Source organism: Sinomonas sp. R1AF57 (genome assembly GCF_002224485.1).
GTDB classification, from domain to species: domain Bacteria; phylum Actinomycetota; class Actinomycetes; order Actinomycetales; family Micrococcaceae; genus Sinomonas; species Sinomonas flava.
In genome coordinates this window covers 2,112,995-2,129,072 of sequence record NZ_CP022463.1, presented here as the reverse complement: position 1 = coordinate 2,129,072, position 16,078 = coordinate 2,112,995, and the positions used below count along the sequence as shown (strand labels likewise).

Sequence of the window (16,078 nt, the reverse complement as noted above, 5' to 3'; positions counted from 1 at the left end):
CTGGCGCCATGCGCATGACGAAGCTCACCCACGCGTGCATCAGGCTCGAGAAGCCGGACGGGCCGGCCGGCGGGAACCGGGTCCTCGTGATCGATCCCGGCACCTTCTCGGAGGTGGAGGAGGCCTTGGATGGGGCCCAGGCCTTCCTCGTCACCCATGAGCACCCCGACCACCTCGACCTCGACAGGACCGGCGCCGCGCTCGCGGCGGACACCGGCCTCGAGGCCTGGGCCCCCGCGGGGGTGGCGGGGCAGCTGAAGGAGGCCGCGCCGTCGGCCGCGGACCGCATCCACGTGGCGGAGCCGGAGACGGAGTTCGACGCCGCAGGCTTCCACGTGAAGACCTTCGGCAGCCAGCACGCGCTCATCCACGCGAGCGTGCCCGTTGTGGCGAACATCGGCTACCTCGTGGACGGCGAGGTGTTCCACCCCGGAGACTCCTTCACCGTCCCTCACGGAGTCAGCGTCAGCACGCTGCTCGTGCCGATCCATGCGCCCTGGAGCAAGGTCGGCGAGGTCCTGGACTTCATGATCGCCGTCGGGGCGCCTCGTGCCTATCCGATCCACAATGCCCTCCTGAACGAGCGCGGGACCGGAATCGCCGAGGGCCACGCCAAGCGGATCGGGGCGAAGTACGGCACCGAGTACGTGCACCTCGAACCGGGCGAGTCCGTGGACCTGTAGCTCCCCGGACAGCCGCAGGACAGGGTCTACTGTGGACGTCAGCGCCGGCGTCACCGCCGCGCACCAGACGCGGCGCCCACAAGGCGCCGGTCCCGAGAAGGAGTGGCACTGATCATGACCCAGGTCCTCATCACCGCGGCAGAACTCGCCGGCCGGCTCGACTCCGGCGCCCGCACCGCCGTCCTGGACGTCCGATGGTCCCTCGGCGCCCCCCACGGCCTGACGGCCTACGAGGCCGGCCACATCCCCGGCGCCGTGTTCGCGGACCTCGAGACAGAGCTCGCCGTGCCGGTCCAGCCGGGAAGCGCCGAGGAGGCCGCCGGCGGCCGGCACCCCCTGCCGGCGCCGGACAGCTTCCAGGAGACCGCCAGACGCTGGGGGATCGACGACGGCGACCCGGTGGTCGTGTACGACGACTCCGCCGGCCAGTCCGCCGCCCGCGCCTGGTGGATGCTCCGGGATGCGGGCGTCGAGGACGTGCGCATCCTCGACGGAGGACTGGCCGCGTGGACGCGCGGCGGGCTCGCCCTCGAGCGCGGCCGGGAGGTCCCCGCGCTCGGCAGTGTCCACCTCTCCGGGCCACACCTGCCGCGGGTCGACGCCGATGCCGCCGCCGCGCTCCCGGGCCAAGGGGGCCTGCTGCTGGACGCAAGGGCGCCCGAGCGGTACCGGGGCGAGGTCGAGCCCGTGGACCCGCGCCCCGGCCACATTCCCGGCGCCGTCAGCGCCCCCACGTCCGGCAACCTCGCCCCGGACGGCACGTTCCTGCCCGCCGACGCCCTGCGGGAGCGCTACGCCGCGCTCGGTGCAGTGGCCGGGCGGGACGTCGCGGTCTACTGCGGCTCCGGGGTCACCGCCGCGCACGACGTCGCGGCCCTCGCCATCGCGGGCATCGACGCCGCGCTCTACCCAGGCTCCTACTCGCAGTGGTCGAGGGACCCCTCACGGGCCGTGGCCACTGGAGACGAGGAGAGCACCGGAGACGGGGAGACCGCCGCATCGGCTAGCGTCGGAACCATGAGCCGAGGAGCACGGGCATGACCCAGGGACGCCCCATCCTGCCCGGGGCGGACAAGCTTCGCCGCCCCCTCGGCACTCACGCGAGCGCGGAGAGGGCCTCCGACCAGGGCAATGAGAGGAAAGCCATGAGCACGCTGTTCACGCGCATCATCGAGGGCGAGCTGCCCGGACGCTTCGTGTGGAAGGACGACGACGTCGTCGCGTTCCTGAGCATCGGGCCGCTCGCGGAGGGCCACACGCTGGTCGTGCCGCGCGAGGAGGTGGACCGCTGGACCGATGCCTCGCCGGAGCTCTGGGGCAGGCTCACCGCGGTGGCCCAGACCATCGGGGCGGCGCAGGTCGAGGCGTTCGGCGCGGCGCGCGCGGGCCTGATCATCGCCGGGTTCGAGATCAACCACCTGCACCTGCACGTCTGGCCCTCCAACTCGGAGGCCGAGTACGACTTCAAGCGCGCCCAGCACAACCCCGACCCGGCCGTCCTCGACGCGGCCGCCGAGAAGATCCGGGCGGCCCTGCGCGCCGCCGGGCACGGGGACCACGTCCCGGCCGCCTGAGACCCGTCTCCTAGGCCTTCCGCGGCGTCATCGCCACCATGCCCGCGAAGGTGAACCCGCCGCCGAACCCGAACAGGAGGGCAGGGACGTCCGCGGGGATCCGTCCCGCGTGCCACCACTTGCTCAGCCCGAGAGGGACGCTCGCCGCCGAGGTGTTGCCAGACTCCGTCACATCCGTGATGACGATCCGGTCGGTCAGGCCCAGCGCCTCGGCAAGAGGCTCGACGATGCGCAGGTTCGCCTGGTGCGCGGCGAGGACCTGGATGTCGTCCAGAGAGAGTCCGGCGGCGGCGACGGCCTCCCGTGCATGCTCCGGCGCCTTGGTGATCGCCCAACGCAGCACCTCGCGGCCGTTCTGCCAGAACCGGCCCGAGGGCGGCGAGATCGTCACGGCACCGGCCATGTCGCCGCGCGAGCCCCACACGACAGGGCCGATCCGCGGCGTCTGCGAGGGGCGCACGACGGCGGCGCCGGCACCGTCCGCGGTGAGCACCGCCGTCGTGCGGTCCGTCCAGTCGGTGACGGCGGAGAGCGTCTCCGCCCCCACGACGATCGCGTGGCTCGCGCTGCCGGCACGGATGGACTGGTCGGCGATGCCGAGGGCGTACTCGAAGCCCGAGCACGCGGTGTTGATGTCGATGATCCCCGGCCCCCGCCCGTTGCGCCCCAGTCCGAGGGCCTCGGCCACACGGCCGGCGGTGTTGGGGGAGCGCTCGGCGGCCGTGGTGGTGGCGACCACCACGAGGTCGATGTCCTCGGCGGCCACGGCGGAGTCTTCGAGGGCCATCCGCGCGGCGGGGATCGCAAGGTCCTTGACGGTCTCGCCCTCGGCGGCGATGCGCCGCGTGACGATGCCGGTGCGCTGGCGGATCCACTCGTCGGACGTGTCCATCATGCCCTCGAGCTCATGGTTGTCCATGACGCGGCGGGGCTGGGCATGGCCGAGCCCCGCGATCTCGGTCCCGGCCGGACCGTGGGCGACCGTGAGCTTCATGCGGTTCCTCTCTCTCGTGGAAGTCTGCAGTGGCGGGCGCGGCGGCCGGCGGGCTACGCCGGGGCGAGCGCCTCGTTCAGCGTCTGGCGGACGCGCTTCTCGGACACCTTCCCCGCGGTGCCGAGTTCGACGGCGAACAGGCTCACCCGCAGCTCCTCGATCATCCAGCGGACCTTCTCGAGCTTGGCCTCGTTGCGTCCCGTGGGGGCGAGGGCCGCGGCGGCGTCGTCGTAGTCGTCCTCGAGGGCCTGGACCGTGGCCATCGCGACGGCGTCGCGCTGGACGTTGGCGGGGAGCTTCTCGAGGCGGCGCTCGATCGCGCGCAGGTAGCGGGGCAGGTGCATCAGCTGCGCGTACCCGGTGCGGGCGACGAAGCCGGGGTAGACGAGCTGCTCGAGCTGGGCCTTGACATCGTTCAGTGCGCTGATCAGGGCCAGGCTCGTGGAGCCTTTGAGCTGCTTGCTGATCCGCATCGAGGAGGCGAGGACCTGCTCGACGATGGCGGTCACCTTGAAGACCGTGTCGATCAGCTCGGCACGGACCTCGTCGTAGAGGGCGTCGAAGGCGGCGCGGTCCCACGGCAGTGCGGCGGGGACGAGCCGGTCGATCGCCGCGATCGCGCAGTCGGAGATCAGCCCCGCGACCGATCCGTGCGGGTTCTGGCTGAACGTGAGCTTCTCGCGGTTGTTCAGGTGCTCGAGCACGTAGCGGTCCGGCGACGGGATGCGCAGGGCCAGGAGGCGGATCACCCCGGCCCGGTGGGCACGCAGCTGGTCCTCCTCGCTTTGGAATACGCGCAGGCCCGCAGTGCCCCTCGGCGAGGCCTTGGTGCTGCCCTCGTCGGTCAGGGCCGGGTAGCCCGTGACGGTGTGGCCGGCGACGACGGTGCTCGCCGTCCGCGGGATGGTCCCCACGCTCCACTCTGTCAGTCCGCTGCGCTCGGCCAGTCCGCCGCGCTCTGCCAGTCCGCCGCGGGCCGTGACTCCGCCGCCTTCGGCGGGGCGCGCCGTCGTGCGTCCGTTGGGCGAGGTCTTCTCGGCACGGGGTGACTTCGGGTCCACACGGGGTGACCTCGCGTCCACACGAGGTGACTTCGGGTCCACACGGGGTGACTTCGGCGGGGCGGTGCTGCCCGGGGTCGCACCGAGGGACTCCGCGATGGCGCGGCGCGTGGCGGGGGCGAGCTGCTCCTGCAGGGCCACGAGGTCCTTGCCTGAGCCGAGGACCTTCCCCCGCGGGTCGACGACGCTGAAGGAGAACTTCAGATGCGGCGGCACGGCGTCCCAGTTCCACGAGCCCGGGGGCACGATCTGGCCCTTGAGCCGGCGCAGCACGAGCTCGAGGGATTCCTCGATCCGGTCGTGCGCGGGGTCGAAGTCCGCCTCGAGGGCGGCAACGGCCCGGCGCGCGACGTCGGGGGCGGGCACGAAGTTCTTCCGGACCTGCTTGGGCAGGGACTTGATGAGCGCCGTCACGAGGTCGACCCGCTGGCCCGGGATCTGCCACCGGAACGGCTCGGGATCGAGCTGGTTGAGGAACAGCACCGGGACCTCCGCGGTCACCCCGTCGTTCGGGTCCGGCGTGCCGCCGGGTGCCACGGGGTGGAACTCGTAGGAGAGCGGAAGGTCGAAGCCTCCCTGGCGCCAGACGGTGGGGTACGCGGCGTCGTCCCCGGCGGCGGCCTCCTCGCGCAGCAGGAGATCGCGGTCGAAGTCGAGGAGGTCCGGGTCCTCGTGCCTGGCCTTCTTCCACCAGGCGTCGAAATGCCGCTCGGAGACGATTCCCTCGGGGAGCCGGCGGTCGTAGAAGTCGAAGAGCGCCTCGTCGTCCACGCGCAGGTCGTGCCGCCGCATCCGGGTCTCGAGCTCCTCGACCTCGTCGAGGAGGGCGCGGTTCCGCTTGAAGAAGTGGTGGCGCGTGTGCCAGTCGCCCTCCACGAGCGCGTGCCGGATGAACAGCTCCCGGGCGAGCGCCGGGTCGATCCGCGCGTAGTTGACGCGCCGCTGCGCCACGAGGGTCACGCCGTAGAGCGTGACCTTCTCGTACGCCATGACGGAGCCGGCCCGCTTGGACCAGTGCGGCTCGGAGTAGGAGCGCTTGACCAGGTGCGGCGCCACGAGCTCGCCCCACGCGGGGTCCATCTTCGCGGCGGTGCGGGCCCAGAGGCGGCTGGTCTCCACGAGCTCGGCCGCCATGACGTAGGTCGGGTTCTTCTTGAACAGCGCCGAACCGGGGAAGACAGCGAAGCGCGTCCCGCGGGCGCCGACGTACTCTCGCTTGCGCTCGTCGAGGAGCCCGATGTGGCTCAGCAGGCCCGCGAGGAGGGACTGGTGCACGGCGTCGTGCTTCACTGCTGCTTCCAGCCGGGTGTCCGTCGCGCGGCCCTGGCCGGGGGAGATGCCCAGAGGGCGGGCCAGCTGGCGCAGCTGCGCGTACAGCTCCTGCCACTCGCGCACCCGCAGGAAGTTGATGAATTCGGCCTTGCACAGGCGCCGGAACGCCGAGGAGGACAGCTCGCGCTGCTGCTCCTGCAGGTAGTTCCAGAGGTTGAGGTAGCCCGTGAAGTCGGAGTTCTCGTCCTTGAAGCGCGCATGCTTCTCGTCCGCGGCCTGCCGCTTGCCCGTCTCCTGCGAGGGCCGCTCGCGGGGGTCCTGGATGGTCAGGGCGGCTGCGAGCACCATGACCTCGCGCGCGCAGTCGCGCCTGGCCGCCTCGACGATCATGCGCCCCAGCCGGGGGTCGACCGGGAGCTGGGCGAGCTGGTGCCCGACGGCGGTGAGGCCGCCCTTCGCGCCCCTCGTGCCACGAGTGGCCTCGGCGCTCTTCGTCTCCTTCGCACTTCCCGGCTCGGCGAGGGCGCCGAGTTCGCGCAGCAGGGTCACGCCGTCGTTGATCGCGCGGGACTCGGGCGGCTCGACGAACGGGAACGCCTCGACGTCCTTCGGGCCGCGCGCGATCCCCATCGCAGTCATCTGCAGGATGACGGCGGCGAGGTTCGTGCGAAGGATCTCGGGGTCGGTGAACTCCGGGCGCGAGAGGTAGTCCTCCTCGGAGTAGAGGCGGATGCAGATGCCGTCCGAGACGCGCCCGCAGCGGCCGGCCCGCTGGTTCGCGGAGGCCTGGGAGACACGTTCGATCGGCAGCCGCTGGACCTTCGTGCGGTGCGAGTAGCGCGAGATGCGCGCCGTGCCCGTGTCGATGACGTACTTGATCCCCGGGACGGTGAGCGACGTCTCGGCCACGTTGGTGGCCAGGACGATCCGCCGCCGGCCGCCCGGGGTGAACACCCGGTGCTGCTCGGCGAGCGAGAGCCGTGCGAACAGCGGCAGGATCTCCGCGTTCGCCATGCGCGGGTTCTTCTGGGTCGAGCCCGCGAGGGCGTCCGCCGCATCGCGGATCTCGCGCTCGCCGGAGAAGAAGATGAGGATGTCGCCGGGGGCCTCGCGGGAGAGCTCGTCGACGGCGTCGCACACGGCGTCGACGGGGTCGCGGTCCTCCTCGAGCGCGTCGTCCGAGCGCGCGACGGCGTCGTCCTCCTCCCCGCCGTCGCCCGCCTCTCCGGGGGCGGACGTGAGCGGCCGGTACCGGACCTCGACCGGATAGGTGCGCCCCGACACCTCGATGATGGGCGCGGGAACCTGCTCTTCCCCCGCCTCCGGCGACGGAGCCGCGAAGTGGCGCGCGAACCGCTCGGGATCGATCGTTGCCGAGGTGATGATGACCTTGAGGTCCGGGCGCTGGGGGAGGATCCGCCTGAGGTAGCCGAGGATGAAGTCGATGTTGAGGCTGCGCTCGTGGGCCTCGTCGATGATGATCGCCGAGTACTTCTTCAGCAGGCGGTCCCGCTGGATCTCGGCGAGCAGGATGCCGTCGGTCATGAGCTTGACCCTGGTCTGCGGTCCGACCTCTCCGGTGAACCGCACCTGGAAGCCGACCTCCTGGCCCAGCTCGACGTCGAGCTCCTCGGCAATGCGCTCGGCCACCGTGCGGGCGGCGAGGCGGCGGGGCTGCGTGTGGCCGATGAGGCCCTTCTCGCCCAGGCCGAGCTCAAGGCACATCTTGGGGATCTGCGTCGTCTTGCCAGAGCCCGTCTCCCCGGCGATCACCGTGACCTGGTGCGCGGCGATGGCCTCCATGATGTCGTCGCGCCGCTCGGAGACAGGGAGGGCTTCGGGATAGGTGATCGTGAGCGCCATGGCTGGTCCATTCTAGTGGCGGAGCCGGCCCGGGTACGTCGAAGGCCCCGCCGAACTGCTTCGGCGGGGCCTTCTGCGGTGCCCTCGATAGGATTCGAACCTACGGCCTTCTGCTCCGGAGGCAGACGCTCTATCCCCTGAGCTACGAGGGCATGCCATTTCTTCCGAACGCTCCCCTGCGGGAACTCACCGAGCTTATCAGGTGCTCCGGGGCCGCGCGCAAACCGGGGAGGGCGCGGCGCCCGCTGCACTCGGAGCCAGGGGGCGAACCAGGGCTACTCCTTGTAGTTCTCCACGACGTCGGCCGGCCGAACCGTGGCCTCGTCGGGGTCCTCGCCGAACTCGCGCTTCGCACGGCGCTGCCTCAGGAGGTCCCAGCACTGGTCGAGCTGTGCCTCCACCTCCCCGAGGCGCCCGGTGCCCTTCTCCGCGCTGCCGGCGCCGGGCGTGCCGCGGAGGGCGTGCTCCTCGTCGATGAGCTCGCGGATGCGGTCCTGGATGTCCTTGTCCATACCAGCACGATAGCGTCAGGGGGTGGCACAAGAACATGGTGCGGCCCGGGGGCCCAGAGCCTGGCGCGGCCGCCTCCTCGTCCTCGCCGGCCTGCTGGTGGTGGCGTTCACGCTGAGGACGGCGGTGACGAGCGTCCCGCCGCTGACCACCGCGATCGGGCAGGACATCGCGCTCCCGTCGTGGCTCATCGGCGTGCTCGGGATGCTGCCGACCGCCCTGTTCGGGCTGGCGGGGCTGCTGACCCCGCTCCTGATGCGTGCATGGAGCGTCGAGGCCATCGCAGTCGCCGCGATGGCGGCCTCCGGGCTCGGCCAGGCGGTGCGGGCCGTCGCGCCCGAGACCGGCACGTTCCTGGCGGGCTCCGCCCTCGCGCTCGCCGGGATGGGTGCCGGGAACGTGGTGCTGCCGCCCATGGTCAAGAAGTACTTCCCCGACCGGATCGGCCTCGTCACGGCGCTGTACGTGACGATCATCAGCCTCGGCACCACCATCCCGCCCCTCGTCGCTGTGCCCGTCGCGGACGCCGCAGGCTGGCGCGCGTCCGTCGGCTGGTGGGCGGCGGTCAACGCTGTCGCCATCCTCCCGTGGCTCAGCGTCTGGCCCGGGCGCCGCGGAGGCGTCCCCGCGGCGAGCCCCGAGACGGGCGAGGGCGGTTCCGCGCCCCGGCCACGCGTCGTCGTGCGCCCCTGGCGCGCGCCCGCCGCGTGGGCGCTCGCGCTCCTGTTCGGCTGCTCCTCGCTGAACACGTACACGATGTTCGGCTGGCTCCCCTCAATCCTGACCGGTGCAGGGCTCGGTGCCGCCGACGCCGGATTCCAGCTCGCGCTCTTCTCGGGCATTGGACTGCCGCTGAGCCTGGTGGTGCCCGTCCTCGCGGCCCGCCTGCGGAACCCGTTCCCCATCGTCGCGTTCGGCGTGGTCTGCTTCGCGGCAGGCTACGCGGGCCTCTGGCTCGCCCCCGGCTCGGCGACATGGGTGTGGACGACCCTTGCGGGGCTCGGCCCGGCGACGTTCCCGCTCGCGCTCGTCCTCGTGAACCTGCGCACACGCACGCACCAGTCCTCCGGCGCCGTGTCCGGGTTCGGGCAGGGGATCGGCTACATCGTCGCGTGCGCGGGCCCGCTCCCGGCGGGGCTCCTCCACGACGCGACGGGCGGCTGGGGCGCCACGTTCGCGTTCCTCGGCGCGACCCTCGTGGTGCTGGCAGCCTCGGGGTGGGTCATCAGCCGTCCCCACTTCATCGACGACCACCCCCGCGTGGTCGAGCCCGTAGCAGAACCCGCATCCTCACGGCGCGGTTTCGGCTCGCGCGCGCCGCGCCGGTAGGCTATGGGGGTGACTCCCGAAGAACTTTCTGCCGCTATATCCGCCTGCCTCGCCGACGCCGTCCGCGCCGGCGAGATCTCTGTGGATGTGCCGACGGACGTTCGGGTGGAGCGTCCCAAGAACCGCGAGCACGGCGACTGGGCCACCAACATCGCCCTCCAGCTCGGCAAGCGCGCAGGCATGCCGCCGAGGGCGCTCGCCGAGCTGCTCGCCGTCCGCCTCGAGGCGCTCGCCGGCGTCGCGAGCGTCGACATCGCGGGTCCCGGCTTCCTCAACATCACGCTCGACGCCGCCGCGGCAGGCGCGCTCGCGAAGGCCATCGTCGAGGCCGGCCCCGGCTACGGCACCAACGGCACCCTCGCGGGCCACGTCATCAACATGGAGTTCGTCTCGGCGAACCCCACGGGCCCGCTGCACATCGGCCACACCCGCTGGGCCGCGCTCGGGGACTCGATTGCGCGGGTGCTCAAGGCCTCCGGGGCCGACGTGACGCGCGAGTACTACATCAACGACGCCGGCAACCAGATGAACGTGTTCGCGAACTCCGTGCTCTCGCGCCTGCACGGCCGCGACGTGCCCGAGGGCGGCTACCCCGGCCAGTACATCGCGGACCTGGGCCACGAGGTCCTGACCGCGCATCCCGACGTGCGCGAGCTCACCGACGAGGCCGCGCTGCCGATCGTCCGGGAGGCGGCCTACGCCGCGCAGATGAAGGACATCAAGGCCACGCTCGCGGCCTTCGGCGTCACCTTCGACGTCTACTTCTCCGAGCGGGAGGGCCTGCACGAGTCCGGGGCCATCGAGTCCGCCGTGAAGCGCCTGCGCGAGCAGGGCCACGTCTTCGACGCCGACGGCGCGGTCTGGCTGCGCACCACGGACTTCGGCGACGACAAGGACCGCGTCCTCATCCGCGCCAACGGCGAGCCCACGTACTTCGCCGCCGACGCCGCGTACTACCTCACGAAGAAGGACCGCGGCTTCGGCGAGAAGGTCTACCTCCTCGGCGCCGACCACCACGGCTACGTCAACCGCCTCAAGGCCATCGCAGCCTGCGCCGGCGACGACCCAGAGACGAACATCGAGATCCTCATCGGCCAGCTCGTCTCGGTCAACGGCGCGAAGCTGTCCAAGCGCGCGGGCAACATCATCGAGCTCAAGGACCTCATCGAGTGGCTCGGCAAGGACGCGGTGCGCTACTCGCTCGCAAGGTTCCCCGCGGATTCGCCGCTCACCCTCGACCCCGAGCTGCTCAAGAAGAACTCCAACGAGAACCCCGTGTTCTACGTCCAGTACGCCCACGCCCGCTCGCGCGGCGCGGCGCGCAACGCGGAGGCCGCCGGCGTCCACCGCACCGTGGACGGCGCCGACGCGTTCGATGCCGCGCTCCTGGACCACCCGACCGAGAACGAGCTGCTCGCGCACCTCGCCGCGTACCCCTCGATCGTGGGCAAGGCCGCGGAGTTCCGCGAGCCGCACCGCGTGGCGCGCCACCTCGAGACCATCGCGAGCGCCTACCACTCCTGGTACGACAACTGCCGCATCGCGCCCCAGGGCGACGACGAGGTCACCGACCTCAACCGCACGCGCCTGTGGCTCAACGACGCCACGAGCCAGGTCCTGGCCAACGGGCTGTCCCTGCTCGGCGTCTCGGCGCCGGAGAGGATGTGAGGCGTGGCTGAGAGCACCGCGCAGGCCGCCGGCTCGCCGCTCGCCCCCGAGTGGCTCGCCGTCCCCTCAGATCTCAACGAGCTCGTCCCCGCACTCTGGGCACACGACGTCGCCCGCGGCCCGGGCGGCGACCTCACCGTGGCGGGCCTCCCGGTCGGCGAGGTCAAGTCCCGGTTCGGCTCCCCGGTCTTCGTGCTGAGCGAGGCCGACTTCCGGGGGCGCGCACGCGCGTTCAAGGACTCGTTCGACGCGGCCTTCGCCGATGTGTGCGGGGGAGTGGACGTCTACTACGCGGGCAAGTCGTTCCTCTGCACCGCGGTGGCCGCGTGGGCCCACCAGGAAGGCCTGCGGGTGGACACGGCCTCGGGCGGCGAGCTCGCCGTGGCCCTGCGCGCAGGCGTCCCGGGGGAGCTCATCGGCCTCCACGGCAACAACAAGTCCGACGCCGAGATCGAACGCGCCCTCGCGAACGGCGTGGGCCGCATCATCGTGGACAGCCTCGACGAGCTTGAGCGGGTTGCCCGCATCGCCGCGGCGCGCGGCACGGACACTCCCGGCTCAGGGCCGGACGGCTCGGAGGCCCCCCGCGCCAAGGTCATGCTCCGCCTGACACCCGGTGTGCACGCCCACACCCACGAGTTCATCGCCACGGCGCACGAGGACCAGAAGTTCGGGCTCTCCATGGCCGCCGGCACGGCGAGCGAGGCGTTCCGGGGCCCCGGCGGGGACGGTGGCGCCGACGGTGCCGCGAGCATGGCCGAGGAGGCCGTCGCTGCCGCCGCGGGCCACGACAGCATCGAGCTGCTCGGCGTCCACTGCCACATCGGCTCGCAGATCTTCGAGCCCGAGGGCTTCGAGCTCGCCGCCGTGAAGCTCTTGGCCTTCGTCGCGTCGATGCGCTCCGCGTACGGCGTCGAGCTGCCGGAGCTGGACCTCGGCGGCGGGTACGGCATCGCCTACCTGCCGGGGGACGCGCCCCGACCGCCGGCCGAGATCGCGGAGGCCCTGGCCGGAGTCGTGCGCGAGACCTGCGAGAAGCTCGGCATCGCCGCGCCCCGCATCTCGATCGAGCCCGGCCGCGCGATCGTCGGCTCGACGACGTTCACGCTGTACGAGGTCGGGACGATCAAGGACGTCGTCGTGGACCTGCCGGTCGGCGGGATGGGCGGCACCGCGGTCCGCCGGTACGTCTCGGTCGACGGCGGCATGAGCGACAACGCTCGCCCGGTCCTGTACGACGCCGACTACTCGGTCGTGCTCGCGAACCGCACCTCGGAGGCGCCCGCGCAGCTGACGCGTGTGGTCGGCAAGCACTGCGAGAGCGGCGACATCGTGGTGCGCGACGCGTACCTCCCCGCGGACGTCCGCGCCGGCGACCTGCTCGCGGTCCCCGGAACCGGCGCCTACTGCTGGGCCCTGTCCAGCAACTACAACTACCTCGCCCGCCCGGGTGTCCTCGCCGTGCGCGGGGGAGAGGCGCGCTGGATTGTGCGCCCGGAGACCGAGGACGACCTGCTCTCCCGCGACATGGGAGCCTGAGACGAATGGGAGAGACGATGACTGAGACGAGTGGGCCCGACGCCCCTGGCGCCGAGAAGGTGCTCAAGGTCGCCCTCCTCGGCGGAGGGACCGTGGGCTCCCAGGTGGCCCGCATCCTCCTCGAGGATGCCGATGCCCTGGCCGCCCGCGCTGGGGCACGCCTGGTGCTCACCGGCATCGCCGTGCGCAACGTGGACGCCCCCCGCGACGTCGAGCTTCCCCGCGAGCTGTACACGACCGACGCGGACAGGCTCGTGGCGGGCGCGGACCTCGTGATCGAGCTCATGGGCGGGATCGAGCCGGCCCGCACGCATATCCTCGCCGCGCTCAAGAACGGCGCGTCCGTCGTCACCGGCAACAAGGCACTCCTCGCCCAGGACGGCGCGGCGCTGTTCGACGCCGCGAGCGCGAACAACGCCGACCTCAACTTCGAGGCCGCCGTCGCCGGCGCCATCCCGATCATCCGGCCCATCCGCGAGAGCCTCTCCGGCGACCGCATCACGCGCGTGCTCGGCATCGTGAACGGGACGACGAACTTCATCCTCGACGCGATGGACACGACCGGCGCCCAGTTCGCCGACGTCCTCGCCGAGGCCCAGCGCCTGGGCTACGCCGAGGCGGACCCGACGGCCGACGTCGAGGGCCTCGACGCCGCGGCCAAGGCGGCGATCCTCGCCTCCCTCGCCTTCCACACGCGCGTCTCCCTCGAGGACGTGCGCTGCGAGGGCATCACGAAGGTCACCGCCGACGACATCGCAGCCGCGCAGGATGCAGGCATGACCATCAAGCTGCTCGCCATCGCCGAGCTCATCACCGCGGGGGACGGCGCCGACGGGACGGCGGCCGAGGGCGTGAGCGTCCGGGTCCATCCCACGCTGCTCCCGCGCAAGCATCCCCTCGCGGCCGTGCACGGGGCCTTCAACGCGGTGTTCGTCGAGGCGGACAACGCTGGTTCGCTCATGTTCTACGGCGCGGGGGCCGGCGGCGCCCCGACGGCCTCGGCCATCATGGGCGACGTCGTCTCGACCGCACGCCGCATCGCGGCCGGCGCTCCCGGAGCCCCCGGCGCCGCCACGCGTGCCCTGCCCATCCTCGGGCTCGACGCCGTCACGACGAGCTACAGCATCGGGCTCGAGGTCGCGGACCAACCGGGTGTGCTCTCCCGCGTGGCCGCCGTCTTCGCCGAGCACGGCGTCTCGATCGAGACCATGCGCCAGACCGTCGACGGCGCACCCGGCCTCGCCGCCGCCGACCGCTGGAGCGCCGGAGGACGGGCCGAGCTGCGCTTCGTCACCCACCCTGCCTCCGAGGCAGCCCTCGCCGCGACCGTCGCGGACATCAAGAACCTCGACGTCGTCGAATCCGTGACGAGCGTCCTCCGAGTCGAAGGAGTCTAGTGGCCCACCAGTGGCGCGGAGTCATCCGCGAATACGCCGACCGCCTGCCCGTCAGCGAGTCCACCCGCGTGATCACCCTCGGCGAGGGCGGCACGCCCCTCGTCCACGCCCAGAAGCTCTCCGAGCTCACCGGCTCCGAGGTGTTCCTCAAGGTCGAGGGGATGAACCCGACCGGCTCCTTCAAGGACCGCGGCATGACCATGGCCATGACCGCCGCCGTCGAGGCCGGGGCGAAGGCTGTGGTCTGCGCGTCCACGGGCAACACCTCGGCGTCCGCCGCCGCCTACGCGACCGCGGCAGGCCTGACCTGCGCCGTCCTCGTCCCGGAGGGCAAGATCGCGCTCGGCAAGCTGTCCCAGGCCATCGCGCACGGCGCGACGCTCCTGCAGGTCGACGGCAACTTCGACGACTGCCTCGAGATCGCACGCAAGCTCGCCGACTCGTACCCGGTGTTCCTCGTGAACTCGGTCAACCCGGCCCGCATCGAGGGGCAGAAGACTGCCTCGTTCGAGATCGTCGACGCCCTCGGCGACGCCCCGGACATCCACGTCCTCCCGGTGGGCAACGCCGGCAACATCTCGGCGTACTGGAAGGGCTACAAGGAGTACGCCGCGGAGACCGAGTACCCGGCGCATGGCGGCGACGCCCAACCGCGCACCCTGGATGCCGTGGCGACGAAGCTGCCCGTGATGTGGGGCTTCCAGGCCGCCGGCGCGGCCCCGTTCGTCGCCGGCCACCCCATCACCCATCCCGAGACCATCGCCACCGCGATCCGCATCGGCAACCCGGCGTCGTGGGAGACGGCGGTTGCCGCCCGCGACGAGTCCGGGGGCCTGATCGGCTCCGTCACCGACGAGGAGATCCTCGCCGCGCATCGCTGGCTGTCCTCCAAGGAGGGAGTGTTCGTCGAGCCCGGCTCGGCGGCCAGCGTCGCGGGCCTGCTCAAGAAGCACACCGCGGGGGAGGTGCCCTCCGGGAAGACCATCGTGTGCACGGTGACCGGCCACGGGCTCAAGGACCCCCAGTGGGCCCTCCGCACCGCCGACGGCGCCGAGGTCGAGCCCGTCAAGGTGAGCAACGACGTCGTGACCGTCGCGTCCGAGCTGGGGCTCGAGTAGAAGCGATGACGGCTCCGACGACGGCCGCCGAGTCCCTGCGCACGGTGGCGGCCGGGCAGCGCGTCACCGTGAGGGTGCCGGCGACGAGCGCGAACCTCGGTCCCGGCTACGACAGCCTGGGACTCGCCCTGGCGCTGTACGACACCGTGACCGTCGAGACGACCGACGACGGGAGCCTCGCCTTCGAGCTGAGCGGCGAGGGCGCCGACACGCTGCCGCGGGACGAGACGCATCTCGTCGTGCGCACGCTGGACGCCGCCCTCGCCCGGCTCGGCTACACGCGCTCGGGCCTGCTCCTGCGTGCGGAGAACGTGAGCCCGCACGGACGCGGACTGGGCTCGTCGGCGTCGGCGACCGTCGCGGCGGTGCTCGCGGCGGCGGCGCTGGTCGAGCCGGCGGACCAGCCCGACCGGGCCTGGGTCCTCCAGCTGTGCAGCGAGATCGAGGGGCACCCCGACAACGTGGCCCCCGCGATCTTCGGCTCCCTCGCACTGTCCTGGCAGGAGGGTGAGGCGTTCCGCACGGCGGTCGCCGAGGTCGTCGACACGGTGGTGCCGATCGTCGCGATCCCGGACTTCGAGCTCTCGACCGAGCTCGCCCGCTCGCTCCTGCCCTCGTCGATCCCGCACCACGCCGCGGCGGCGAACTCCGGACGCGCGGCCCTGCTCGTGCACGCCCTGACGAAGGACCCGTCCCTGCTCCTGCCGGCGACCGAGGACTACCTGCACCAGAGCTACCGCTCGACCGCTATGGAACCGAGCGCGAGGCTCATCCAGCGGCTCCGTGCCGAGGGGCACGCGGCGGTCGTCTCGGGCGCCGGCCCCACCGTCCTGGCCCTCGCCGACGGTGCCGCCGAGGCCGACGAGGTGCAGGATGCCGTGGAGCGCTTCGCGCACAGCATGGGCGCCGGAACGCTCGATCCCGAGCAGGGTGACGAATCTGTGACCTCGTGGCGTGTCCTTCGTCTGGCTGTCGACCGCGAAGGTGCTAGAGTGGACCTGCACCCACGGTGAATCTGCCTCAGTTCGGCGTACCCGGATAGACACCGTCCGGCGACACAGGGACACACG

The 16,078-nt window shown here is 72.0% G+C and carries 12 protein-coding genes and 1 tRNA gene; 9 read left to right on the top strand and 4 right to left on the bottom strand.

The window, feature by feature from the left end:
* Positions 1 to 8: 8 nt before the first annotated feature.
* From CGQ25_RS09790 to CGQ25_RS09780, 3 genes are all read left to right on the top strand, one after another.
* On the top strand, positions 9 to 683 hold the full coding sequence (locus CGQ25_RS09790) for an MBL fold metallo-hydrolase (RefSeq protein WP_208709236.1): 675 nt from the start codon (positions 9 to 11) through the stop codon (positions 681 to 683).
* Positions 684 to 797: 114 nt separating this feature from the next.
* Positions 798 to 1,724: a sulfurtransferase gene (locus CGQ25_RS09785; RefSeq protein WP_208709234.1), complete on the top strand. Its 927-nt coding sequence runs from the start codon at positions 798 to 800 to the stop codon at positions 1,722 to 1,724.
* Positions 1,725 to 1,828: 104 nt separating this feature from the next.
* Positions 1,829 to 2,257, top strand: a complete 429-nt coding sequence (locus CGQ25_RS09780) for an HIT family protein (protein ID WP_208713018.1) — start codon at positions 1,829 to 1,831, stop codon at positions 2,255 to 2,257.
* A gap of 10 nt (positions 2,258 to 2,267) precedes the next feature.
* On the opposite strand, the gene CGQ25_RS09775 is transcribed toward CGQ25_RS09780, so the two are convergent.
* The 4 genes from CGQ25_RS09775 to CGQ25_RS09760 all read right to left on the bottom strand — a co-directional run bounded on the left by CGQ25_RS09775 (position 2,268) and on the right by CGQ25_RS09760 (position 7,959).
* Positions 2,268 to 3,251 (bottom strand): beta-ketoacyl-ACP synthase 3, encoded by a 984-nt coding sequence (locus CGQ25_RS09775; protein ID WP_208709232.1) that lies wholly within the window; start codon positions 3,249 to 3,251, stop codon positions 2,268 to 2,270.
* A 53-nt stretch (positions 3,252 to 3,304) separates the two neighbouring features.
* Positions 3,305 to 7,447 carry an ATP-dependent RNA helicase HrpA gene (gene hrpA, locus CGQ25_RS09770; protein ID WP_208709230.1) on the bottom strand — a complete coding sequence of 1,381 codons (4,143 nt, stop codon included), beginning with the start codon at positions 7,445 to 7,447 and terminating at the stop codon, positions 3,305 to 3,307.
* Between the two features lie 79 nt (positions 7,448 to 7,526).
* Positions 7,527 to 7,599: transfer RNA gene (locus CGQ25_RS09765), tRNA-Arg, on the bottom strand.
* A gap of 123 nt (positions 7,600 to 7,722) precedes the next feature.
* Positions 7,723 to 7,959 carry a DUF2630 family protein gene (locus CGQ25_RS09760; RefSeq protein WP_208709228.1) on the bottom strand — a complete coding sequence of 79 codons (237 nt, stop codon included), beginning with the start codon at positions 7,957 to 7,959 and terminating at the stop codon, positions 7,723 to 7,725.
* Between the two features lie 22 nt (positions 7,960 to 7,981).
* Between CGQ25_RS09760 and CGQ25_RS09755 the strand changes: the two genes are divergently transcribed.
* The 6 genes from CGQ25_RS09755 to thrB are packed head-to-tail and all read left to right on the top strand — an operon-like array spanning position 7,982 to position 16,021.
* Entirely contained in the window at positions 7,982 to 9,286 is a 1,305-nt protein-coding gene (locus tag CGQ25_RS09755; RefSeq protein WP_208709227.1) for a CynX/NimT family MFS transporter, read from the top strand.
* A 9-nt stretch (positions 9,287 to 9,295) separates the two neighbouring features.
* Positions 9,296 to 10,954 (top strand): arginine--tRNA ligase, encoded by a 1,659-nt coding sequence (gene argS, locus CGQ25_RS09750; RefSeq protein WP_208709225.1) that lies wholly within the window; start codon positions 9,296 to 9,298, stop codon positions 10,952 to 10,954.
* A gap of 3 nt (positions 10,955 to 10,957) precedes the next feature.
* The gene (locus CGQ25_RS09745; protein WP_208709223.1) at positions 10,958 to 12,493 is read left to right on the top strand and encodes a diaminopimelate decarboxylase; all 1,536 of its coding nucleotides are present in this window, start codon (positions 10,958 to 10,960) and stop codon (positions 12,491 to 12,493) included.
* A gap of 17 nt (positions 12,494 to 12,510) precedes the next feature.
* On the top strand, positions 12,511 to 13,890 hold the full coding sequence (locus CGQ25_RS09740; protein ID WP_208709221.1) for a homoserine dehydrogenase: 1,380 nt from the start codon (positions 12,511 to 12,513) through the stop codon (positions 13,888 to 13,890).
* Positions 13,890 to 15,008, top strand: coding sequence for a threonine synthase (gene thrC / locus CGQ25_RS09735; protein WP_208709219.1), 1,119 nt, complete (start codon positions 13,890 to 13,892; stop codon positions 15,006 to 15,008). Before CGQ25_RS09740 ends, thrC begins: the two co-directional genes overlap by 1 nt.
* Before the next feature lie 5 nt (positions 15,009 to 15,013).
* The gene (thrB, locus tag CGQ25_RS09730; protein ID WP_208709217.1) at positions 15,014 to 16,021 is read left to right on the top strand and encodes a homoserine kinase; all 1,008 of its coding nucleotides are present in this window, start codon (positions 15,014 to 15,016) and stop codon (positions 16,019 to 16,021) included.
* Positions 16,022 to 16,078: the final 57 nt, after the last annotated feature.

Bases quoted from the DNA above. Each gene is read 5' to 3' on its own strand.
- CGQ25_RS09790 (WP_208709236.1), top strand. From the start codon at position 9: ATGCGCATGACGAAGCTCACCCACGCGTGCATCAGGCTCGAGAAGCCG.
- CGQ25_RS09785 (WP_208709234.1), top strand. From the start codon at position 798: ATGACCCAGGTCCTCATCACCGCGGCAGAACTCGCCGGCCGGCTCGAC.
- CGQ25_RS09780 (WP_208713018.1), top strand. From the start codon at position 1,829: ATGAGCACGCTGTTCACGCGCATCATCGAGGGCGAGCTGCCCGGACGC.
- CGQ25_RS09775 (WP_208709232.1), bottom strand. From the start codon at position 3,251: ATGAAGCTCACGGTCGCCCACGGTCCGGCCGGGACCGAGATCGCGGGG.
- hrpA (WP_208709230.1), bottom strand. From the start codon at position 7,447: ATGGCGCTCACGATCACCTATCCCGAAGCCCTCCCTGTCTCCGAGCGG.
- CGQ25_RS09760 (WP_208709228.1), bottom strand. From the start codon at position 7,959: ATGGACAAGGACATCCAGGACCGCATCCGCGAGCTCATCGACGAGGAG.
- CGQ25_RS09740 (WP_208709221.1), top strand. From the start codon at position 12,511: ATGACTGAGACGAGTGGGCCCGACGCCCCTGGCGCCGAGAAGGTGCTC.
- thrB (WP_208709217.1), top strand. From the start codon at position 15,014: ATGACGGCTCCGACGACGGCCGCCGAGTCCCTGCGCACGGTGGCGGCC.